Source organism: Candidatus Methanarcanum hacksteinii, assembly GCF_964305265.1.
In the GTDB taxonomy this organism is placed as follows: domain Archaea; phylum Thermoplasmatota; class Thermoplasmata; order Methanomassiliicoccales; family Methanomethylophilaceae; genus Methanarcanum; species Methanarcanum hacksteinii.
Window position 1 is genome coordinate 182,235 of the sequence record NZ_CAYATA010000002.1, and the last position, 18,428, is coordinate 200,662.

The 18,428-nt window shown below is 48.8% G+C and carries 24 protein-coding genes, 3 tRNA genes and 1 pseudogene; 10 read left to right on the forward strand and 18 right to left on the reverse strand.

What is annotated here, in order from left to right:
• Nucleotides 1–169 precede the first annotated feature (169 nt).
• Nucleotides 170–436 (reverse strand): hypothetical protein, encoded by a 267-nt coding sequence (locus tag ACI2NF_RS01740; protein ID WP_400210991.1) that lies wholly within the window; start codon nucleotides 434–436, stop codon nucleotides 170–172.
• Between the two features lie 92 nt (nucleotides 437–528).
• Here ACI2NF_RS01740 and ACI2NF_RS01745 point away from each other — a divergent pair, with 92 nt between their 5' ends.
• The gene (locus tag ACI2NF_RS01745) at nucleotides 529–660 is read left to right on the forward strand and encodes a hypothetical protein (RefSeq protein ID WP_400146921.1); all 132 of its coding nucleotides are present in this window, start codon (nucleotides 529–531) and stop codon (nucleotides 658–660) included.
• 153 nt (nucleotides 661–813) lie between these two features.
• Nucleotides 814–1,089: a phospholipase D-like domain-containing protein gene (locus ACI2NF_RS01750; RefSeq protein ID WP_400149502.1), complete on the forward strand. Its 276-nt coding sequence runs from the start codon at nucleotides 814–816 to the stop codon at nucleotides 1,087–1,089.
• A 19-nt stretch (nucleotides 1,090–1,108) separates the two neighbouring features.
• Here the strand turns inward: ACI2NF_RS01750 and ACI2NF_RS01755 are convergent.
• From ACI2NF_RS01755 to ACI2NF_RS01770, 4 genes and pseudogenes are all read right to left on the reverse strand, one after another.
• Nucleotides 1,109–1,195 (reverse strand) — tRNA-Leu (locus ACI2NF_RS01755).
• 132 nt (nucleotides 1,196–1,327) lie between these two features.
• A complete protein-coding gene (locus ACI2NF_RS01760) occupies nucleotides 1,328–1,540 on the reverse strand; it encodes a hypothetical protein (RefSeq protein WP_177971475.1) in 213 nt (70 codons plus the stop codon).
• A gap of 134 nt (nucleotides 1,541–1,674) precedes the next feature.
• Nucleotides 1,675–1,875, reverse strand: coding sequence for a hypothetical protein (locus tag ACI2NF_RS01765; RefSeq protein ID WP_400211154.1), 201 nt, complete (start codon nucleotides 1,873–1,875; stop codon nucleotides 1,675–1,677).
• Between the two features lie 36 nt (nucleotides 1,876–1,911).
• A pseudogene (locus tag ACI2NF_RS01770) lies at nucleotides 1,912–1,974 on the reverse strand (zinc-ribbon domain-containing protein); the annotation flags it as partial.
• A 210-nt stretch (nucleotides 1,975–2,184) separates the two neighbouring features.
• Between ACI2NF_RS01770 and ACI2NF_RS01775 the strand changes: the two are divergent.
• A complete protein-coding gene (locus tag ACI2NF_RS01775) occupies nucleotides 2,185–3,495 on the forward strand; it encodes a hypothetical protein (protein WP_400210992.1) in 1,311 nt (436 codons plus the stop codon).
• Here ACI2NF_RS01775 and ACI2NF_RS01780 read toward each other — a convergent pair.
• Both ACI2NF_RS01780 and ACI2NF_RS01785 read right to left on the reverse strand, forming a co-directional pair.
• Nucleotides 3,482–3,859, reverse strand: coding sequence for a Mov34/MPN/PAD-1 family protein (locus ACI2NF_RS01780; protein WP_177971466.1), 378 nt, complete (start codon nucleotides 3,857–3,859; stop codon nucleotides 3,482–3,484). The two genes, ACI2NF_RS01775 and ACI2NF_RS01780, sit on opposite strands and share 14 nt — an antisense overlap.
• Nucleotides 3,856–5,469: an inositol monophosphatase family protein gene (locus ACI2NF_RS01785; RefSeq protein WP_400196003.1), complete on the reverse strand. Its 1,614-nt coding sequence runs from the start codon at nucleotides 5,467–5,469 to the stop codon at nucleotides 3,856–3,858. The genes ACI2NF_RS01780 and ACI2NF_RS01785 overlap by 4 nt, the downstream gene beginning before the upstream one ends.
• Nucleotides 5,470–5,528: 59 nt before the next feature.
• On the opposite strand from ACI2NF_RS01785, the gene ACI2NF_RS01790 reads away from it, so the two are divergent.
• From ACI2NF_RS01790 to ACI2NF_RS01800, 3 genes are all read left to right on the forward strand, one after another.
• Nucleotides 5,529–6,518 carry a fibrillarin-like rRNA/tRNA 2'-O-methyltransferase gene (locus tag ACI2NF_RS01790; protein ID WP_400210993.1) on the forward strand — a complete coding sequence of 330 codons (990 nt, stop codon included), beginning with the start codon at nucleotides 5,529–5,531 and terminating at the stop codon, nucleotides 6,516–6,518.
• A gap of 84 nt (nucleotides 6,519–6,602) precedes the next feature.
• Entirely contained in the window at nucleotides 6,603–7,058 is a 456-nt protein-coding gene (locus ACI2NF_RS01795; RefSeq protein ID WP_177971464.1) for a 30S ribosomal protein S15, read from the forward strand.
• 6 nt (nucleotides 7,059–7,064) lie between these two features.
• Nucleotides 7,065–8,414 carry a DHHA1 domain-containing protein gene (locus ACI2NF_RS01800; RefSeq protein ID WP_400150848.1) on the forward strand — a complete coding sequence of 450 codons (1,350 nt, stop codon included), beginning with the start codon at nucleotides 7,065–7,067 and terminating at the stop codon, nucleotides 8,412–8,414.
• Here ACI2NF_RS01800 and ACI2NF_RS01805 read toward each other — a convergent pair.
• Nucleotides 8,398–9,381, reverse strand: a complete 984-nt coding sequence (locus ACI2NF_RS01805) for a bifunctional N(6)-L-threonylcarbamoyladenine synthase/serine/threonine protein kinase (RefSeq protein ID WP_400147080.1) — start codon at nucleotides 9,379–9,381, stop codon at nucleotides 8,398–8,400. The genes ACI2NF_RS01800 and ACI2NF_RS01805 overlap by 17 nt on opposite strands.
• 82 nt (nucleotides 9,382–9,463) lie before the next feature.
• On the opposite strand from ACI2NF_RS01805, the gene ACI2NF_RS01810 reads away from it, so the two are divergent.
• Nucleotides 9,464–10,018, forward strand: a complete 555-nt coding sequence (locus tag ACI2NF_RS01810) for a hypothetical protein (RefSeq protein WP_400210994.1) — start codon at nucleotides 9,464–9,466, stop codon at nucleotides 10,016–10,018.
• A 76-nt stretch (nucleotides 10,019–10,094) separates the two neighbouring features.
• Nucleotides 10,095–10,170, forward strand: a tRNA-Val gene (locus ACI2NF_RS01815).
• Nucleotides 10,171–10,219: 49 nt separating this feature from the next.
• Here the strand turns inward: ACI2NF_RS01815 and ACI2NF_RS01820 are convergent.
• Together ACI2NF_RS01820 and ACI2NF_RS01825 are read right to left on the reverse strand one after the other, a co-directional pair.
• The gene (locus ACI2NF_RS01820; RefSeq protein WP_400147078.1) at nucleotides 10,220–10,666 is read right to left on the reverse strand and encodes a HEAT repeat domain-containing protein; all 447 of its coding nucleotides are present in this window, start codon (nucleotides 10,664–10,666) and stop codon (nucleotides 10,220–10,222) included.
• Nucleotides 10,659–11,000, reverse strand: coding sequence for a DUF6951 family protein (locus tag ACI2NF_RS01825; RefSeq protein WP_177972086.1), 342 nt, complete (start codon nucleotides 10,998–11,000; stop codon nucleotides 10,659–10,661). Before ACI2NF_RS01825 ends, ACI2NF_RS01820 begins: the two co-directional genes overlap by 8 nt.
• 109 nt (nucleotides 11,001–11,109) lie before the next feature.
• Here ACI2NF_RS01825 and ACI2NF_RS01830 point away from each other — a divergent pair, with 109 nt between their 5' ends.
• Complete coding sequence (locus ACI2NF_RS01830; protein ID WP_400147075.1) at nucleotides 11,110–11,322, forward strand: hypothetical protein; 213 nt, start codon at nucleotides 11,110–11,112, stop codon at nucleotides 11,320–11,322.
• A 39-nt stretch (nucleotides 11,323–11,361) separates the two neighbouring features.
• Here ACI2NF_RS01830 and purH read toward each other — a convergent pair whose 3' ends face one another.
• The 4 genes from purH to ACI2NF_RS01850 form a co-directional block, all read right to left on the reverse strand.
• Nucleotides 11,362–12,918 carry a bifunctional phosphoribosylaminoimidazolecarboxamide formyltransferase/IMP cyclohydrolase gene (gene purH, locus ACI2NF_RS01835; RefSeq protein ID WP_400147072.1) on the reverse strand — a complete coding sequence of 519 codons (1,557 nt, stop codon included), beginning with the start codon at nucleotides 12,916–12,918 and terminating at the stop codon, nucleotides 11,362–11,364.
• A 102-nt stretch (nucleotides 12,919–13,020) separates the two neighbouring features.
• Entirely contained in the window at nucleotides 13,021–13,674 is a 654-nt protein-coding gene (locus ACI2NF_RS01840; protein WP_400147071.1) for a class I SAM-dependent methyltransferase, read from the reverse strand.
• Between the two features lie 4 nt (nucleotides 13,675–13,678).
• The gene (locus ACI2NF_RS01845) at nucleotides 13,679–14,296 is read right to left on the reverse strand and encodes an IMPACT family protein (protein WP_400147068.1); all 618 of its coding nucleotides are present in this window, start codon (nucleotides 14,294–14,296) and stop codon (nucleotides 13,679–13,681) included.
• 4 nt (nucleotides 14,297–14,300) lie between these two features.
• Entirely contained in the window at nucleotides 14,301–14,642 is a 342-nt protein-coding gene (locus ACI2NF_RS01850; RefSeq protein WP_400149489.1) for a hypothetical protein, read from the reverse strand.
• Between the two features lie 49 nt (nucleotides 14,643–14,691).
• Here ACI2NF_RS01850 and ACI2NF_RS01855 point away from each other — a divergent pair.
• A tRNA-Ser gene (locus ACI2NF_RS01855) sits at nucleotides 14,692–14,776 on the forward strand.
• 288 nt (nucleotides 14,777–15,064) lie between these two features.
• On the opposite strand, the gene ACI2NF_RS01860 is transcribed toward ACI2NF_RS01855, so the two are convergent.
• Genes ACI2NF_RS01860 through ACI2NF_RS01875 form a run of 4 tightly spaced genes read right to left on the reverse strand, consistent with a single transcriptional unit; the run spans nucleotide 15,065 to nucleotide 18,427 of the window.
• Complete coding sequence (locus tag ACI2NF_RS01860) at nucleotides 15,065–15,316, reverse strand: hypothetical protein (RefSeq protein ID WP_400210995.1); 252 nt, start codon at nucleotides 15,314–15,316, stop codon at nucleotides 15,065–15,067.
• Nucleotides 15,317–15,376: 60 nt separating this feature from the next.
• Nucleotides 15,377–16,204: a DNA methyltransferase gene (locus ACI2NF_RS01865; RefSeq protein ID WP_400210996.1), complete on the reverse strand. Its 828-nt coding sequence runs from the start codon at nucleotides 16,202–16,204 to the stop codon at nucleotides 15,377–15,379.
• Entirely contained in the window at nucleotides 16,201–17,832 is a 1,632-nt protein-coding gene (locus ACI2NF_RS01870) for a leucine-rich repeat domain-containing protein (protein ID WP_400210997.1), read from the reverse strand. The genes ACI2NF_RS01865 and ACI2NF_RS01870 overlap by 4 nt, the downstream gene beginning before the upstream one ends.
• Complete coding sequence (locus ACI2NF_RS01875) at nucleotides 17,825–18,427, reverse strand: AAA family ATPase (protein WP_400210998.1); 603 nt, start codon at nucleotides 18,425–18,427, stop codon at nucleotides 17,825–17,827. Before ACI2NF_RS01875 ends, ACI2NF_RS01870 begins: the two co-directional genes overlap by 8 nt.
• Nucleotide 18,428: the final 1 nt, after the last annotated feature.

Genomic DNA, 18,428 nt, shown 5'->3' on the forward strand with positions numbered 1-18,428 from the left:
GGTCCAGCACCAGCCACCGGCCCCGATTCGCTATCTTTTTAAAAGGTTTTTTTAAATAGGGTGTGACAAATCGATAACAAAACGATTACAATGGATGATATGAAATATGTTATCGCCATAATATGGGCAGTCAGAGTAAGACCCGTATGTCGGCGACCTTTGGTGGCCCTTAGTACATGCGGGCTATGACTATCTTCTCGGATAACATGTTGTAGTATGTGTCGTCCCCATTGTTGTATCTGTAATTCACGGCGCCGACTACGAAATCAGCGACCTGTATCGCACAATCATCCGTCAATACCTTCTTATCGCATTTCTTGACATTGCATCCGGCGACCATCCTTTGGGCCGCATCTCTCAGGACCTCGGTCTTAACGAATCTCTGCTGATCCATGGCGATGTCGATATCGCTTCCGCACCCTATATCTTCGACCAATATCTTCCTCCAGATTCGTAAATGCGACCTGGAGTAAAGAACTGTTCAGCTGGATCAAAACTTTGGGATGATTCCAGATACTTGGCAATAAAATGCACGGGAAGGTCTATGAGGAGCTTCAGCAGAGCATCAGTTCGGGTTCCAAGATATCGGTCGTCTCCGGATATTTTACCATATGTGCCTATGCCGCATTAAAGAAGGAGCTCAACAAGATCGATTACTGATGTTCCTTTCACAGAACCTACCTTCGTCGATGAGCAGACTGAGGTCTCCCGTGAATTCTAGATAGATCACGAGAAGGGTGTCTCGGGCAATGATTATGAGATAAAACTCCGCAACGAGATGAAGCGATCCGCAGTTTCTAAAGAATGTGCTGATTGGATCAGAAGAAGGTTGATATCAAACCTCTCAAGATTCCCAATGCATCTCAGCCCAGAATAATCCATGTCCACAACGAGACTTCTGATGAGCTTTCTATCAATGGTACCATCGATTTCACCACGGACGGTCTTGGAATCACCGCTTCTAACCGTATCGATTCGAACCTGTGCATGTCGGGCGAGGCAACCAAAGGCCTACTCGATCTCTTCGATCAGGTCTGGAACGATTCCGATGCTTTCGCTTGTGCAACGAGCGCATTGCACCGGAACTAATATCTGACTAGTGAAAAATTGGTGCAAGGGATGGGATTTGAACCCACGAACCACTAAGGACTAGACCCTGAATCTAGCACCTTTGGCCAAGCTCGGTAACCCTTGCGGTGGCGATGCCAATCACATTTTCATATTTAAATAATATCAAGAATCAGAATTGAACGCATGATTGCGTAAAGGTGTTTGAATTGTCTGATTGCATCAAAATGCCAGACATGTCATTGATGGCCTGTGACCATCAAGCTTTCATTATTTTCATCCAGCCGCCACTCTCGTAGATGGCCAAACCCCTCTTGGAAAGCGCTGCTTCGAACTCTTCCCATGAGATTACGTCGAGTCTGTTGTTGGATCCTTTGGTGAATTGAACACCTTCTGTTCCTTTTACCTTTCCAGGCTTAAGGCCCTTTGTCAATGCGATCTTCTTCGCTTTGGCAAAATCAATCTTTTCCATAACCATTTTTTTTCCCTCAGCCCCTAATTAGAACCAGTATTCTAATTCCTTTAATCAGTATATAAATATTATCAATTATTTCGAAATAATACGAAAGTTAGAAACGTGCCACATGTGCCATGGTTGAAGCATGATCATTGAAAATAGATCATCAATCTCAAAGAAGATGACAATATCAGAACGGTCAACACATATCCCAATATAGAGATCAACGAACCGATGAACAACATCCTCGCGGTCTTGGGCTTATCCTTCATCCAAAGTATCCAAAGTGTGAGTCCTATTGGCGGTATCAGGATCGCTAGAAATGCCCATCCGACATTTCCACTATCCATATTATTTGGATCCGAAAATACTATGTTTTGCTGGGTCCCGCATCTAGAACAATACTTCATACCGTCGCTCAGTTCCTTCCCGCAACCTTTGCAATACATCCGACCATCTCATCGATTGATTGGACAATACGGATGAGGTTAATCAACTATCGTATCGATCGGGTGACCATCCTCCCTGATTTCGCATCGATTATGCCTTGGCCACGTCATTCTGATCATGATCCGATATGAAGAAAACAACCTCTTGAATCGATACCATCGCATAGATCGAACAATATGCTTATATCGACCGATGCTCTGGAACTGAATATGCAGATGGTCAATACTGCAAGCATCCAAGGGATGTCCGACGGTGAACTTACGCCAGAACACATGGTGAGCTATGGCAAAGCAGCAGGCATGCAATACAATGTCATCGCCGTCGGAAGGGATCTCACTCCCAGCAGTATGATGATGATGAATAGTTTCATAGCAGGTGCCAGATCAGTAGGTTCCGACATATTGGACATTGGAGTGATACCTCCTATGGTGATGCCATTCTGCAAAGAGAATCAAAGGTGTAACGTCATATTCGGCAACCCTGAGGACAGGGGACGTGTTGGCGGGATCACATTCTACAATACTGATGGGAGACTGTTCACCGCATCACAGATGGAACAGATCGACAGACAGATACAAACAATGAAGTCCGTCACCAACGAACACAACATAGGCGACTATGATGTGATCTCAGGGACATTGGAGGATTACAGGAGAAGCATCGTGAATGATTCCGATGATGTCGATTGCGAGATATCCATCGATTGTGCCTCCGGACCATGCTCATTGATCGCACCGTCGATATTGACGGATCTTGGTGCGGATGTGACCACTCTGAACTGTCAGATGGATGGCAGATCACCAGGAAGGGAATTGCCACCGGATGAGATCAATCTGAGATTGCTCATGAAGAGCGCTAAGATCAATACCGATGGAATAGGCGTTGCATTCAACGGGGATGGAACACGCATCGCAGCCATAGACGAAGGGAGCAGATACATCTCCGGAAGCAATCTGCTCGCCATAATGATGAGATATCTCAAACCGAAGACTGTCGTTGTGCCTATCAACACACCGATGGTTGTCAGTGACATGCTGAAATGCAACGTCATATACTCCCCACTTAGCAAACAGAGTTTGGCGGAGATGACCAAGGACAAGGAAGCGGACATCGGAGGTTCGGATGATGGAACGTTCATATTCCCTTCGACCTCATATTGTTCCGACGGCATCATGGCCGCGATAACATTGGGAAAGATGGCTTCGGAGAGTATGATCTGCGATATGGTCGATGAGATTCCCAAATACTATAGCGCTAAGGGATTCGTCAGACACTATGAGAGCAGGGAACATCTTTCGAAGAAGCTCAGCGACAATCTGTATTCGCTTGAATACGACAAGATATCCGATTGTGATGGATGGAGGGTCGAATTCAATGATGGTTGGTTGCTTGTAAGGTTCTCGGATTATGACCGCGCCGTAGATATATTGGCAGAGGGAAGGGATAAGGCCTACACTGTCAGCCTTCTCGAGATGGGGAAGGAGATCGTCTCATCCAGTCTCATGACTATCGGTAGATGACCTCCAAGGTCACTTCTTCCCCTTTGGAATTGTATGCCTTCCAGCTACTGCGATCGTATGGTTGGCATGTGATGAAATGTATCCCGCCCATATTCGAGAACAATGATTTGTCCTCGTCCGATGCACTATTATCATAACCTGGATGGGAATGTGCAGTACCTGCGAGACTGTAATCCACCGGCGACATCCATTCGCTCAAGAAACTGTGACTGTCACCGTACACAGTGCCGGGGAGCAGTACCAATTCATTCACAACTCCGTCCTCCTGCCTGACCATACAAAGGAACTCATCCGGATAGCATGACTTGGCGGATTCGTTGAAGCTATCGATCATCCCTACATCCACTGCATAGATCTTCTTCATAAGGTACTCACCAATTTCTTCCTTACACGTGAATAGAAATCCGTTTCGAAGACGATGAATAATGCCCTTCTCGATGATTTCACCAGATCGATCTTCGAACCACCAGGGATGTTGAACTCGTTCTGACCGTCTATCACCAGAAGACATCCCTTATCGAGCACCGCTTCGATGGTTATCTTGACAGATGATGGTACCACCATCTCCTTGAATGCGAATTGGAACGCTGCCATAGGAACCATCAACCATGCATCCACCCTGTGATCCATTATCGGTCCGCCCAAACTCATCGCGTATGATGTGGAGCCCACAGGAGTGGAGAGCACTATCCCGTCAGCACGTATGTCCGTGGTGAGTGAATCGTTCACATACACCTTGAAACGTCTTATCTTCGCAACGGAATCAGAATGGATCACAGCTTCGTTGACGGCTTCTCCGATGATCTCACCGTTGTACATCACAGCGATCTTCGGTCTGCTCTGTATCGTATACTCTCCCCTCAGAAGTCTTGCGATACCACTTTCTATCTCATCTTTAGAGATCTCTGTAAGGAATCCAACACCGCCTGCGTTGATCCCTATCACCGGCACCTCTATGTTATGCAGTGCGCGAAGGATCGTACCATCCCCGCCGATGGTTATGAGCGCATCGATGTCCATCTGATCCACGGGCACGCCCTTCAACCCCATCGCATCAGCGATCGGTACGTCGAGGACATATTCCTCATCGCCGAGTGCATCGACCACTCTTCTGGTCACGTCAACAACATCGTTCAGTTTCATGTTGGCGTATATACCGTATCTCAGCTTACCGCGCTGAGGACTCAGGATCATGTTCCCGTTCATCACGAAATCGAATACGATCCTGTTCGATACTGCAAGGAAGTTCATTCTCGTGGTGAGGTCGAACGGCATGTCGAGTAGATTCCCGTCCAATGTGTATACCTCCCCTCCAGCTTCCCTCAGGATCAATGCGCTTGCAGCTATATCCACCACGCGCATGGACCTGTTGTAGCTATCGGATTGCATCAGAAATCCATCCGTTGCACCGTTAGCGACCAGAGCCATCTCCAAGGATGAGCACCCGAACGACCTTGTCGACCTTATCCTCTTGGCCAATGCGAAGGCCAACGGATTCGCACCTCTGCCGAGATAGATCGACATCCTGACCTTGTCCTGTACGAAATCACGTTTCACATGGATATGCTTGCCATTCTGGTATGCACCCTTGCCCTTCATGGCCATGAACTCCTCTCCCGTAGCAAGATTGTAGATCAGTGCCGTGTGTACGTCGTTCAATGAGCTCTTCCCTATCGCCATGGATACCGTATACATCGGTATGCCCACGATCGAGTTCGTAGTGCCGTCGATCGGATCCAAGACCAACGTCTCGTCTGCCCCGTTGTCCACATAACCTATCTCCTCAGAGAGGACATTCAGCTGGATGTTGTTGGCTGCTATGTATCTCAGGACCGCGTTCTCGGCCACCTTGTCTATCTCCTCGGTGGGTGTTCCATCCGCGCCAATACAGATGTTGACGCCTTTCTGATCGTCCGGAATTAAAGAGACGGCCTTCTTGACCTCCTCGGCCATGGCCCTGAGCACATCTATCATAACGATACGTACAATCGAACATGATAATAGATTTATTGTATTGAGCCATAGCCGGCGATATGGAACGCCTTGAGGCCATGGAAGGGGTATTCTCCGAAAGGAAGAACATCTACACAGTTTCACACAATCCAGGTGTCAGAGTGTACGGTGAGCGTCTCATCAACATCCATGGTACGGAATACAGGGAATGGATGCCTAACAGAAGCAAACTCGCCGCATACATCTCCTGTGGTGGAAGGACGTTCCCATTCAAGAAGGACTCCAAGGTGCTGTACCTAGGCGCAGCAAGCGGAACGACATCCTCGCATGTATCTGATATAGTGTCCGAGGGCGTCGTCTACTGTGTCGAATTCGCACCCAGATCGTTCAGGGATCTTGTTAACACAGCGAAGGGAAGGGACAACATGATGCCCATCCTTGGTGATGCTACGAAACCCGAAGAGTATTCCTTCGCCGTCTCCGGCGTGGATATCGTGTACGAGGATGTCGCTCAGAAGAGACAAGCGGACATACTTGTGGACAATATGGAACGCTTCAACGCCAGATACGGGATGGTCAGCATAAAGGCTCGTTCCGAGGATGTCACTGCGAACCCGAAGGATGTGTTCGAGGCCTCGGCGAAACGTCTAAAGGAGAGAGGATGCAAGGTCCTGGAGATCGTCGATCTGTCCCCATATGAGAAGGACCATGCGATGATCGTTGTCGAGAAACAGAGATGCGTCTACAGCGTAGCTTTCAAAGATGACGGATTCCTGATGGTGTTCAATACGAAGAGGGATGGATGGGAGATGCCTGGCGGGAAGATAGAGAGCGGAGAGACCATAGAGGAAGCTGCCACCAGGGAATTCATGGAAGAATCCGGATATGGGATAACTGTCATCGGAAAGATGAACATAGGATACTGTGACGTCTGTGCAGGTCTGATCGGTGACAAGGTCAAGGATGGAGAGATGAGGAGTGAATTCTTCAAGGACCTTCCTTCCGACCTAGCCTTCGATACCGATGAATATTCAATGGTCATCGATTGGGCCAAATCACAGTTGAAATGATTACGATTTCACTTATCTCTTTAAATATATGGACGGATTAATGGGAATCAGCCTCGCCGCCTGAATTATTCAGAGGAATAAATTATGGCAAGAATGCACGCAAGAAGAAAGGGCAAGTCATGTTCGAAACGCCCACTGATCACCGAAAACCCCACATGGGTCACGATCTCTGCCACCGAGATCGAGGACATCATCGTGAAAATGGCAAAGGACGGTAACGTATCTGCAAAGATCGGTCTTGTGCTCAGGGATCAGTATGGAGTTCCAGATGTAAAACTTGCAACAGGAAAGACGATCACACAGATCATGAAAGAGAAGGGTGTCGCACCGGCACTTCCGGAAGACCTCTCCAACCTCATGAGAAGGGCGATCGATCTCAACGTCCACCTCAAAGAGAACCGTGGAGACATCTCCAACAAGAGAGGCCTCATGTTGATTGAAGCCAGGATCAGAAGGCTCGAACGCTACTACAAGAGAAACGGCGTTCTCCCGAAGGACTGGAAATACTCACTCAACACAGCGGAGCTCATGCTCAAGTGAGGATCTATGGACGGTAACGTCCTTCCTTCTAAACTACTTTCAGTTTTATCCAAGGCTACGGATGTCATCCGTAGCCACGGATTCATACAAGTTTACACACACTATGATGCTGATGGTCTATCCTCTGCAGGGATTATAGCGAATATGTTATTGAGGGCTGAGAAGGAATTCCAGATCACGACCTTCAAAACACTCAATCCAGAGAACCTGGACATCATATTGAATTGTGAATCGGATTGTGTTCTCATCGCAGACCTTGGTGCATCATACATCAAGGAACTTGACAGTTCTGACAAAGAGATCATCGTTCTGGACCACCACACGGTACGCGATGATGCCGAGAGGATACTCTACGCGAACCCACATCTCTACGGCATCGATGGGATGGTAGGCGCATGTGGCGCCACGATGTCATTCCTTCTCTCGATAACCATGGATGAGAACAATTGGGATCTCGTTCAGATCGCATTCGGAGGCATAGTCGGTGACAAACAGCACCTGAACGGCCTCAGCGGATTCAACACATATCTTTTGGACGAGGGTGTGAGGAGAGGTCTGATCAATGTCACACAAGGATCCATGATCCCATCCGGACAATTGAGAGAATCATTGTACTCAAGCACCGACCCGTACATCAGAGGCATAACAGGGGATCGTGAGAACGTCCTGCAGATGCTCAAGGATGCCGATATCCCCGAGGAATCTGATTTCATAACACTGACCGAGGACGAGAGGAGAAGACTGTCATCGATGATCGCTGTGAGACTCACGCAACAGGATGTCACATCCGAGGTCATGAAGGAACTCATGAAGACGAGATATTTCCTCAAAGATTGGAGCATGGATGCGGAGTCATTCGCCGAATTGATGGATGCCTGCGGTCGCATGTTGTTCCAAGGACTCGGCGTAAGCCTCTGCCTCAAGGACAGGGATGCACTAGTGAAAGCTATCGAACTCAGAGACGAATACAATCATGAGATATTGAATTCGACACTGGAACTCGACAAGAAGGGTCTCGTACAGAGGGACAACATCCAATATTTCGATTCCAGCGAATCTGGCTACAGCGGAGTGCTTGCAGGGATCGCGATGCGTTATTTCGCGGATCCCAACAAACCTACCATCGCCATGAACAGTTCAGAGAACAAGGTCAAAGTATCATCCAGGGCGACCAACTCACTCCTTGACAAGGGGTTGGACCTATCGACAGCATTGTACGAATCATGCAAAGCTGTCGGAGGCGAGGGCGGTGGCCACAGGATAGCGAGCGGCGGTTCATTCGAACATGGTAAAGAAGAGGAATTCATAGATTCCTTGGACAGGATCATAGGGGAACAGCTCAGTTCCTCCAAGTGACCTTGACCTCATCCGTCCTGAATCTTTGTTCAACGGTGGTCTCATCCAGACTCATCCTCACACCGGACGAGTACATCAGATTGCCGAGCCATGCGATCATCGCACCATTATCAACACACAATCTCCTATCAGGTACGAACATCTCCGCACCGCGTTCCTCGGCCATCTCGCGGATCATCTCACGAAGACGGTTGTTCTGTGACACCCCTCCGCCCAAAAGGACCTCATCCTTCCCTACGTGGGCCATAGCGCGTTCAGTGACCTCCGCCAACATTGAGAAACAAGTCTCCTGTACGGAGTATGCGATGTCCTCGAGACGGCATCCTTTCTTACGGAGATTGATGGCTGCGGTCATTATCCCGGAGAATGATATATCCATGCCCTTGACCGAATATGGCAATTCAAGAAGCTTGTCGCCTTCCTTCGCCAACTTCTCGATCGTCGGGCCTGCGTAATATCCGAGCCCCAACTCCCTACCGAGTTTATCGAACATATTTCCGATCCCGACATCCAATGTCTCGCCGAATATCCGATATTTCCCGTTAGCGAATGCGATGATCTGCGTATTTCCGCCTGAAGCATACAACAATGCAGGATCCTTGCATCCTGTCGTAGCCCTGCCGATCTCGACATGCGCCACACAATGATTGACGCCAACGATCGGTTTTCCCAACGAGACGGCGAGTGACCGCGCAGCGGTCGCAGCAACCCTCAGACAAGGGCCCAATCCAGGGCCTTTCGAGAATGATACCAAATCAATCTCTTTCATCGACACTCCTGCTTCGTCCAAGGCTTTGACGATGAGCGATGGAACGACATCCGCATGATGGTTCGCCGCCTCCCTTGGGTGCAGACCTCCCTCTGGAGGCCTATACATGTCCAGGACGTTGGCGATGACCTTCCTATCGCTGTCCACGATACCTACTCCCAAGGTATGTGCTGTTCCTTCGATACCTATCGTTATCATCTGCGAATCGGGAGAAATGCATGTTGGGATATATCGCCTTCGATTATTGTTTTAAATACGAATGTTACATTGAGTAATCTAGATGGTACAGATTGAGAATTCTAGTCTGAGCGGGCCTGTAACAGGCTACTTCCTATGCACGATACTCCTGATGTTGTTCGGTATCGATACATTCGGGGACAGGCTGGACCTATTCTATCTTGGAGACTGTACCTTCATATATGCGGTCCTGGGGATACTGATCCTGGTCGTAGCGGGATTGTGCCTCAAAAGCTGGTATCTGATAAGCGGATATCTCTTCCTGCTGGTAGCGATAGAGACCATCTGCATGTCCATCGGCAACAACATATGGTCTTATGAGATAGGCGATGCCGTCAACATCGTGATGTTCATCGCGGTTATGATGATCGCATTCATGTGTTACAGGATGGAGGAGGACGTGCAGATGACGATCAACATCCTGCTCGGAGTTATGCTGATACTCTCGATGAACGTATTCAATGACATGTCCGTTATGCTAAGCATAATATCGATCATCTGCGGATGTCTGACGGCACACATGTGTTACAGCTCATGGTCGATGATACAGGACATGGATGCTGAATACGAAGGAAAACTACCGATAAAGAAAGGATGAACATGGCCAGTTGGATCGGATCGTGAGGATTTGACCCATCACCTTTATTAATAAGGATTGTATCAAGGGGAATATCGGGCCCATGGTCTAGGGGTTATGACGTCACATTGACATTGTGGAGGTCGCCGGTTCAAATCCGGCTGGGCCCACCATCTCCATATTTTTTAAGCATTATGTGTGATTCCAATGTCACGCGTGGCTTCATTGGATGTCGGATGAGTCGATCCTATCCGATAATGACGCATCCCTGATACCAAGCACATCTCTCAGCATCGTCGCTGCCCAGAACGCTTTGGCCCTTACCTTCGAGTCAAGGTCGCACATCAATTCCATTATGATGTTGACGCATCTGTCGTCACCGATGCCGATGCGGGCCATCTCTCCGATGCCCCATGCCACATTATATCTTGTATCCGGATCGATACATTCGGTCAACGGCACCAGGATATCTATGATCCTCTGATCCTGTATCCCATTCTGTGCCATCTTGGCAACACACCATGATGCTCTCCTCTTCGCCTCAGCATCACCTAGGAATGTCCATTGGAACAACTCATCCAATTCATCAGAACGATCCTTATCTTCATTCAGATCGTTCATCAATCCATCGAAATATGATTGCAGATCGTCATCGATATGTTCAGTCATCATCGACCCGCTCGAAACTTATGACATTCTCTTTGACGTCCTTGGCCAACTTCTTGGACATCATACCTGTCTCCAACCATGCGGCGTTTATTATCCCGTTGGGCGCAAGACACGTCATCGTCACCTTCTCCAGATTCTCAGGGCTCATTATCCTGCTGCTAGAGATGTCTGTGATATCCTCCATGGTGATTGTATCTCCCAGGCACTCTGCATAATATTTCACTTCAGGACAATCGGTAGCGACATGCAATGAAAGGTCACCATCATCCTTCATCTTCACAGTTATCCTGTGCGTCTTGTTGCAGAATTTCATCTTGACTATGACTTCCGCCATGAGCATATGTATCCGAATACACGTAGATATAGAGACATGATGACTGTACTATCTTGGCTTCACGTCATAATGAGAAACCCTTAATTCCAAGCTAGACCATCACAACCGCATGGCAATAAACTTCGATGACTACCCTTGTGAATTCTGTGGTAAAAAATCGACGAACGTGGTCTATGCAGCATTCGTATGCAACGATCCTGAATGCATAGAGAAGGCTAGGATCGCAAGAGGTGGCCCAGGCGGACACATGAAGGCCAAGGCGGAAGGGAGACCTATAATCCCTGATGACCTTATGCAATATTCGAACGAAAAGAAGATGTGAGATGAATACTCCGTGCCCTTTCGGGCACGGAAGATGTTTTCATCCGTGTCTGAACACACGGCAACCGGTGAAGACCATGGCCATCCCATGCTCATTAGCGGCATCGATGACCTCTTCATCCCTTATGGATCCCCCAGGCTGTATTATGGCGGTGACCCCTGCTCTGGCTGCCTCGTCGACACCATCCCTGAATGGGAAGAATGCATCGGATGCCATCACAGAACCCTCTGTGGGTTCATTGGCCTTCATGGATGCTATCTTGGCCGAATCCACACGGGACATCTGACCTGCCCCTATTCCAACGGCACGTTCGCCCTTGACATAGACCACACAGTTCGATGTCACATGTTTCGCCAATTTCCATGCGAACAATAACGCATCGATCTCCTCTTGTGTGGGAGCACGTTTCGTCACGACCTCGAGATTCTTCGGATCGATAGGCACATCCTCATCCGTCTGCGCCAAATATCCTCCCTGCACCTTCTTGATCTTCATCTCTCTGACCCTGTATGCGGGACCGATCGGCGCATTCGTCCTCATGAGGCGGATGTTCTTCTTCTTCTCCAAAAGCTCCAATACACCAGGTTCATAATCGGGTGCTATGACCACTTCCACGAACTTCTCTGCGATATCGTGTGCAGTCTTCATGTCACAATTCCTGTTCAGACAGATGACGCATCCGAATGCTGAGAGAGGATCGACGGCATATGCGGTCGAGAATGCCTCATAGATATCATTTCCAGATGCCAATCCACATGGGTTGGTATGTTTCATGACCACGGCAGTGGGCTTCTCGAAATCCATGCAGATATCGAGTGCCTTGTCCATATCGAGGATGTTGTTGTATGACAGTTCCTTACCATGGATCTTCTCCATCTTCGCGACCGTGTTACCAGGTGTGAATGGATCCCTATAGAACGCGGCCTTCTGATTGGGATTCTCGCCGTATCTGAGGTCCTGCACCTTCTCCATCGGCACGGGATAGGATTCGGGGAACAATGTACCGAACCTTCCGTTCATCTGTGATGCGATCATAGCATCATAGTTGGATGTGGTGATGAATGCCTCGGACATCAGTCTCGACAGAAGAGCATCATCGAGCTCTCCTTTGTCCCTCAATTGTTCTAGGATTGGTTGATACTGTGAAGGTGATGTCACCACAGCCACCGAATGATAGTTCTTCGCGGCGGCACGTATCATGCTCGGCCCACCGATATCGATGTTCTCGACAATATCCTCTAACGTGGAACCTTCTTTCAGAACAGTCTCCTTGAATGGATACAGGTTGATGACGACCATGTCGATGGGTTCTATGCCCTTGTCCTTGATGGCCTGCATATGGTCCTGGAGATCCCTCCTAGCCAATATCCCTGCATGGATCTTAGGATGCAATGTCTTGACGCGTCCATCCAACATCTCCGGGAAACCGGTCACGTCGGATACCTCTACAACATCCAATCCATTCTCTTTGAGAAGTCTGTATGTACCGCCGGTCGAAATTAGCTCGATACCGAGTTCGGATAGATCCTTTGCGAAATCCACGATCCCGCTCTTATCCGATACACTTATGATTGCCCTCTTAACGGTCGTTACCATCTGATTTTCCTGCAATAAAGGGGTATTGCATATTATGTACCATGGGGTCATTGATAAAGTTAATCCTGTGATGATGGCCGCATAGGTCACTGAACATGATATTCATTTGATGGCGTACAGTCCTATGTCCGAACATGTCGACCAGAATACGCCTACCTCTGAGAAACCGATATCATTTAATAATTGGATGTAGGCCGCCTCTGTGAGCGGAAAATATTCATTGTATCTTCTTGTTATCATATCTTCTACGAACGGCTCAGGCAGACCGGAGTCCCTCATGTACGCCTTCCATTGAGCGTCGGATCCATCTTGATCCTCCGGATGCAACGTATGCTCGGATACGATGAACAATCCGCCCTTCTTCAGCATGCGGTGACAGTTCCTGGTTGCTGTCACCCTTCCTTCGTCATCTCTATAATAGTGATGTGAGAATATCGATGTCACGACATCCAAAGTATCCGGGCCGAAATTCAACCTCTCCGTGGGATTCGTGACATAGAGGCACCTCTGCTCACCAGCCATCGTGTGCTTTGCGATCTCGATGTTCTCTGATGATGGGTCCGCAAGGACGAATTGCGTATCACGGAATATATCGATACTATCGCGTATGGATCCGCCCGTACCGCAACCGGTATCGAGCCATATGCGAGGTGATTCGAAGTATTTCTTCACGAGAATTGGGACAGTCTTCCTGAACTCATCGTATCTGACGATCCTCTTCGACATACGCATTTCCAATTCAGTGACCTGTAGCATTCGATCATCCCTCCGCATAGATATAGCCCAAAGTACGGATATGAACATTCCCTCTCGTTATATCGTTGACCATCCTGAGGAAACGTTCCCTATTCTCCAATGGAACGTTCGAGATCAGATCCACGACATCGGTGAACGATTCCTCCGGTCTTCCGCATATGAGTGCGTTGCATTCGGACAGGAATCTGTTGTATTCCTGATAACCGCACTTGAAAGCTATCCTTTCGCAATACAACATCCTTACGGGTTGCGCTGAACCGATCGCCTCCGATGTCGTATCCGAATAAGCCTGTACCAATCCACCGGTACCCAACAGCGTTCCGCCGAAATACCTCACCGTCACTGCCATGATGTCATCTACCCCGCTGCCACGGAGGACTTGGATCATCGGCCTTCCGGCCGTACCTGACGGTTCACCATTATCCGAGAACCTCTCATTACTCGAGAAACGTGCCGCGTAGCAGTAATGCGTAGCATTGGGATATCTCTCCTTGACGTATGACAATCCTTCCTCGAGATCGCTCTCCGAGCTACACGGCAATATGCATGAGATGAATCTAGAGCCCTTTATCGTGACCTCGTGTTCCAAAGGCCCTTTGATGGTAACATACGATTCTCTCATCGGATCACAGCATACTCTGCACCAGAAGGGCGACGACAGCCATTATGTAACCCAGGATCGCACCGATGATGATCCCTTGAAGCGTGTATTCCACCTTGCCCTCCCTTCCGAGACCCCCGATGAAGAATATCGGGAAGAAGAACAGCATGAGGTAGAACTGTAAGAAATAGGTCAGACAGAATATCACTGCGCCAGATACGATGAGGGAAGCATACAACCATTTCCATCCGCCATCCTTCCTCTTATCCAGATTGATGATCGGAGTCGACATCTGTGGCATACCGCATTCGGGACATGTCTCTACATCGTCCTCCATATTACAACCACAACGGGCGCAGAACTTCATGGGGCGTTTAAATCAAATTAATATATATGTAGATTATTGCGAGCCGTAAGCCGAGATAGCCAAGCCCGGTATGGCGGTGGTCTCGAAAACCACTGGTGTAAACCTCGGGAGTTCGAATCTCTCTCTCGGCGCCATCTTATCTTTCTGGCACCCTCATGGCGAGGAGGTACTCTCTCGCCATAGCGATTCATTCTCCCGCGAAAAACGTAGCAAGGCTGCCGATTTTCCACGGTGAAATTAAGTGGTTTCGTGGAGATTTTACGAAATCCCCTAGTCTCATTCGACCTCCGATGGCGCATTGCGCCTGCTATCGAACCCTCTCGGCATCTGGGAGTCCATGAACTCCTGAAGTACCTCGTCGAGGTGCTCGAACGTCTTCGCGACTGCTTGACGGCGACCGCGTGCTTGACGCGTGCGTAGTGCTACTCGGTGGTCATGGTGCTGAGGTGACCCATCACCACACTTACCACTGAGATAGACGCCTCCGCATCGACGAGCCGCTGACCGTAGGTGCGTCTGCACTTGCGGAGATCGATGTCGATGCCGAGCTCCTTGGAGACCTTGTCGGCGTACATCCTCGTGGTGTTGCTCGCAAGATACCCGTCCGTGGGGACGTTACCGAGGAACAGCGCCCTCGTGGTCGCACCGATCTGGGGAACACGGTGTGCGAGCACCTGGATGCGATATACAAGGCGCTGCCTTACAGGGAATGCTCCAGCGAAGAGTACAATTGATCAATCTTCATGGATGAAAGCAAAGCCTGAGTCGTAATGCTCGGCTTCGATGACCTTCTTCAGACGAGGCACGGTCACCGAACGGCAGATATCGCTCTCGTTATTGGTTATCAGAATGAATCTGCGGCCTCCACCATCCTCTGCATTTAGATCCATAACAGCGTGACCGGTGGTCCCGGATCCAGCGAATAAATCCAGCACCAATGAATCCTTTCCAGACGATACCCTGATCAGCTCTCTAAAAAGAGCCATCGGCTTCGGTGTGGAGAAACAGCCCCTATCTCCCAGAATCGCCGCAATCTCATCCTTGGCCGAAGATGTCGTACCCAATCCGGAGACAATGGATTCGAGAGGTTTTCCGAAACAGGTATTCTTGAAAACAGTATTCTTCTTGTCGTTATAGCACAAAACGATGTACTCATGAGCAGACCTGACATTAAAGACGGGCTTCTCGACCCTGTTGGCATCGAACCTGGGATCAACCTTGGGCCAGACAAGCACATTGACGTTCTCCTGACCGAATAACCTGTAACATACGGTGAGGAGAGAGACAAGCTCATTCTCATCGATATTGATGAACATTACACCGGTAGGAGAGAGAAGATCCTTGGACAAGGCAAGTCTTTCGGACATGAATGCAGGCCACCCTTCCGAATAATCGGAATCCTTGTAGCCGATATACGGGATGGCAGTGTTATAAGGGGGATCCACAATGATCGTATCCGCCTTGACACCTTCCCTTACAAGTTCCTTCAGAACGGGGAGGTTGTCTGATTCATAGATCAGATTGTTCAATCTATTGTCACCGAAGACTTCGATGGACCTCATAATCTGACCACCTCCGTCGGAGAATCGATGAAGACTTCGTTACCGAACTCCGTACCCTTGGGGATCTCGATCCTGCGAAGGTTCGGACAATGGCTGAAGGCCCATTTCTCTATCACCCTAGGGGTTCCCTCGAAAATCACGGACTTGAGCGAGGTACAATGACTGAATGCACCGCGGGAAACCACCTTGACAGATGCGGGGATGACGATCGATCTGAGAGACTCGCATCCAGCGAAGGAATTACGGCCGATGACCTCGGTCGAGGGCTGAAGAACAATACCGTCCTTGGCCATGGCCGAACTGCAGCAGAATGTCTCACGTGCGTTGGAATCATAAAGGACGTTGTCCAGCACCGAATACATGGGGCTCTTGGACTCCACGATGACATTGGTACAATTGGCGAAGGGATTGTAACCTATCTGACGCACGTTCCTTCCGATTACCAGCCTCCTGATCCGCTTACAGTTCCAAAAAGAATTGCGGCCGACAGTGCGGACGGAATCCGGCATCACATAATCATCAGAATCACGACCCTGGGAGTAGTGGAGAATGGTCGTCCCGTTACGATTGAGAAGCGCACCGTCCGAATAGGTGAAATTAGGACTCTCGTTCCTAAGGATGAGGTTGTGACAATCTGAAAAGGGGTTATTACCCATATAATCCACATTCTTGCCTACTATCACAAGACGGAGGTTATTACAGTCATAGAAACTGTGCTTACCCACCCAAAGTACTGTATCGGGAATCTTGTATTCGGAATCCAGCTTGCTAGGAGTGTAATGGATTAGTCTTTTCCTGTCGGATGTGAAAAGGACACCATCCTCCAGAACGAATGCCTTACTGTCATTGGACAGAATCAAATCCGGGCATCCTGCGAAGGGATCGTCACCCATGTCCGCTACGCTGGATGGAATATTGACCTTCTTTAGGTTGTAACAGTAGACGAATGCATCTCCAGCAATCACCCTGACGGAATCTGGTATGCAGACCTCTTCGACCGATGTATTGTTCCAGAAAGCTCCTGTGTCGATGCGCTCAATCCCTTGTGGGATCTCCACCATCTTATCGTTCCCGGTGTAAGAGATCAATACGGCACCCTTCATGACAAAATATTCAAGCACCTCTAAGGATTCAGGCGAATTCGAAGGGAGAAAACGGAACGGCTCGATTCCAGACTCGAAAAGCCCTCTGGTGAATCTGAAATCCTCCTTAAACCAGACATATTCGATATCTATGAGACCGCCTGAAAGACGAGATTCGTACAGAACCTGGCCATCCTCGAAATTCATCATGGATAATGCCGCCTCGAAGTCATCCCCCCACTGTTCACAGCGAATATCCAGTTCCCCCAGAGTTATCCCAGATTCGTTCAAACTGATATCGCTGGTGCCGTATCCCAAGGTCAGAAGACGATCCAAAAGCTCCAGAATAACGAAGTCCCTGTGAGATGTTAATGGATAATCTCTTTCCAGATAAGAGAACGATTGGTTCTCGGAATCTATTGTTATCTCCAATCCGCCGTAACTCTTCATGAAAATATCCGGAGAGACCTCGATGAAGCCCAACTTATGGTACAGGAAGACATATTTCATGTCGATGAACAGGGTACCGACGGTAACATCAGCCACTGATGATACCCTCCGCAACGAGTTTATCCAGAATGATATCGCAGATCTGCCCAGGGGTGAGTTTGTCCGTGACTATCTCGATGTGAGGCATCGGATACCTCTGGAAGAAAAAATCCACCTTGGAATAGAAATAATCCGTCTTGGCAGCTTTCTGGATATCGGAATCACAGACATCCCTGCGATTGAGACGCTCAAGTATCGTATCCTGAGAGGCCTTCAGTATGACGGTAAGGTCTGGACAGCCTAGAACCTCCACAAGGATGTCAAAAACCCTATAACTATCAGGTTCACCGCTCCAGATGAAATTGGAGACGAGATGTCTGTCGGTTATGATGTCCTCATTCTCATGCTCGGCATACAGATAAGTGGCAGAAAGACCGTAGAACCATGATGTAAACACACGATCGGAATGAGCGTTGACCTTGTCGCGGATACGGATGTACTCTGCATAATCGCCCTCATCGTTAAAAAGGAACCTGAGTGGCTTATCGATGTTCTTAAACCCGGTCCTCTCGCTGAGGATCTTGCAGACAGTGCTCTTACCCACGCCGTCCATGCCTTCGATCGCGATATGTATACCTTGATGCTTCGCCATA

Excerpts from the sequence above, each read along its gene's own strand:
- ACI2NF_RS01745 (WP_400146921.1), top strand. The coding sequence starts at position 529 with ATGCACGGGAAGGTCTATGAGGAGCTTCAGCAGAGCATCAGTTCGGGT.
- ACI2NF_RS01760 (WP_177971475.1), bottom strand. The coding sequence starts at position 1,540 with ATGGAAAAGATTGATTTTGCCAAAGCGAAGAAGATCGCATTGACAAAG.
- ACI2NF_RS01765 (WP_400211154.1), bottom strand. The coding sequence starts at position 1,875 with ATGGATAGTGGAAATGTCGGATGGGCATTTCTAGCGATCCTGATACCG.
- ACI2NF_RS01775 (WP_400210992.1), top strand. The coding sequence starts at position 2,185 with ATGCAGATGGTCAATACTGCAAGCATCCAAGGGATGTCCGACGGTGAA.
- ACI2NF_RS01780 (WP_177971466.1), bottom strand. The coding sequence starts at position 3,859 with ATGAAGAAGATCTATGCAGTGGATGTAGGGATGATCGATAGCTTCAAC.
- ACI2NF_RS01785 (WP_400196003.1), bottom strand. The coding sequence starts at position 5,469 with ATGATAGATGTGCTCAGGGCCATGGCCGAGGAGGTCAAGAAGGCCGTC.
- ACI2NF_RS01790 (WP_400210993.1), top strand. The coding sequence starts at position 5,529 with ATGGAACGCCTTGAGGCCATGGAAGGGGTATTCTCCGAAAGGAAGAAC.
- ACI2NF_RS01795 (WP_177971464.1), top strand. The coding sequence starts at position 6,603 with ATGGCAAGAATGCACGCAAGAAGAAAGGGCAAGTCATGTTCGAAACGC.
- ACI2NF_RS01800 (WP_400150848.1), top strand. The coding sequence starts at position 7,065 with ATGGACGGTAACGTCCTTCCTTCTAAACTACTTTCAGTTTTATCCAAG.
- ACI2NF_RS01805 (WP_400147080.1), bottom strand. The coding sequence starts at position 9,381 with ATGATAACGATAGGTATCGAAGGAACAGCACATACCTTGGGAGTAGGT.
- ACI2NF_RS01810 (WP_400210994.1), top strand. The coding sequence starts at position 9,464 with ATGGTACAGATTGAGAATTCTAGTCTGAGCGGGCCTGTAACAGGCTAC.
- ACI2NF_RS01820 (WP_400147078.1), bottom strand. The coding sequence starts at position 10,666 with ATGACTGAACATATCGATGACGATCTGCAATCATATTTCGATGGATTG.
- ACI2NF_RS01825 (WP_177972086.1), bottom strand. The coding sequence starts at position 11,000 with ATGGCGGAAGTCATAGTCAAGATGAAATTCTGCAACAAGACGCACAGG.
- ACI2NF_RS01830 (WP_400147075.1), top strand. The coding sequence starts at position 11,110 with ATGGCAATAAACTTCGATGACTACCCTTGTGAATTCTGTGGTAAAAAA.
- purH (WP_400147072.1), bottom strand. The coding sequence starts at position 12,918 with ATGGTAACGACCGTTAAGAGGGCAATCATAAGTGTATCGGATAAGAGC.
- ACI2NF_RS01840 (WP_400147071.1), bottom strand. The coding sequence starts at position 13,674 with ATGCTACAGGTCACTGAATTGGAAATGCGTATGTCGAAGAGGATCGTC.
- ACI2NF_RS01845 (WP_400147068.1), bottom strand. The coding sequence starts at position 14,296 with ATGAGAGAATCGTATGTTACCATCAAAGGGCCTTTGGAACACGAGGTC.
- ACI2NF_RS01850 (WP_400149489.1), bottom strand. The coding sequence starts at position 14,642 with ATGAAGTTCTGCGCCCGTTGTGGTTGTAATATGGAGGACGATGTAGAG.
- ACI2NF_RS01865 (WP_400210996.1), bottom strand. The coding sequence starts at position 16,204 with ATGAGGTCCATCGAAGTCTTCGGTGACAATAGATTGAACAATCTGATC.
- ACI2NF_RS01875 (WP_400210998.1), bottom strand. The coding sequence starts at position 18,427 with ATGGCGAAGCATCAAGGTATACATATCGCGATCGAAGGCATGGACGGC.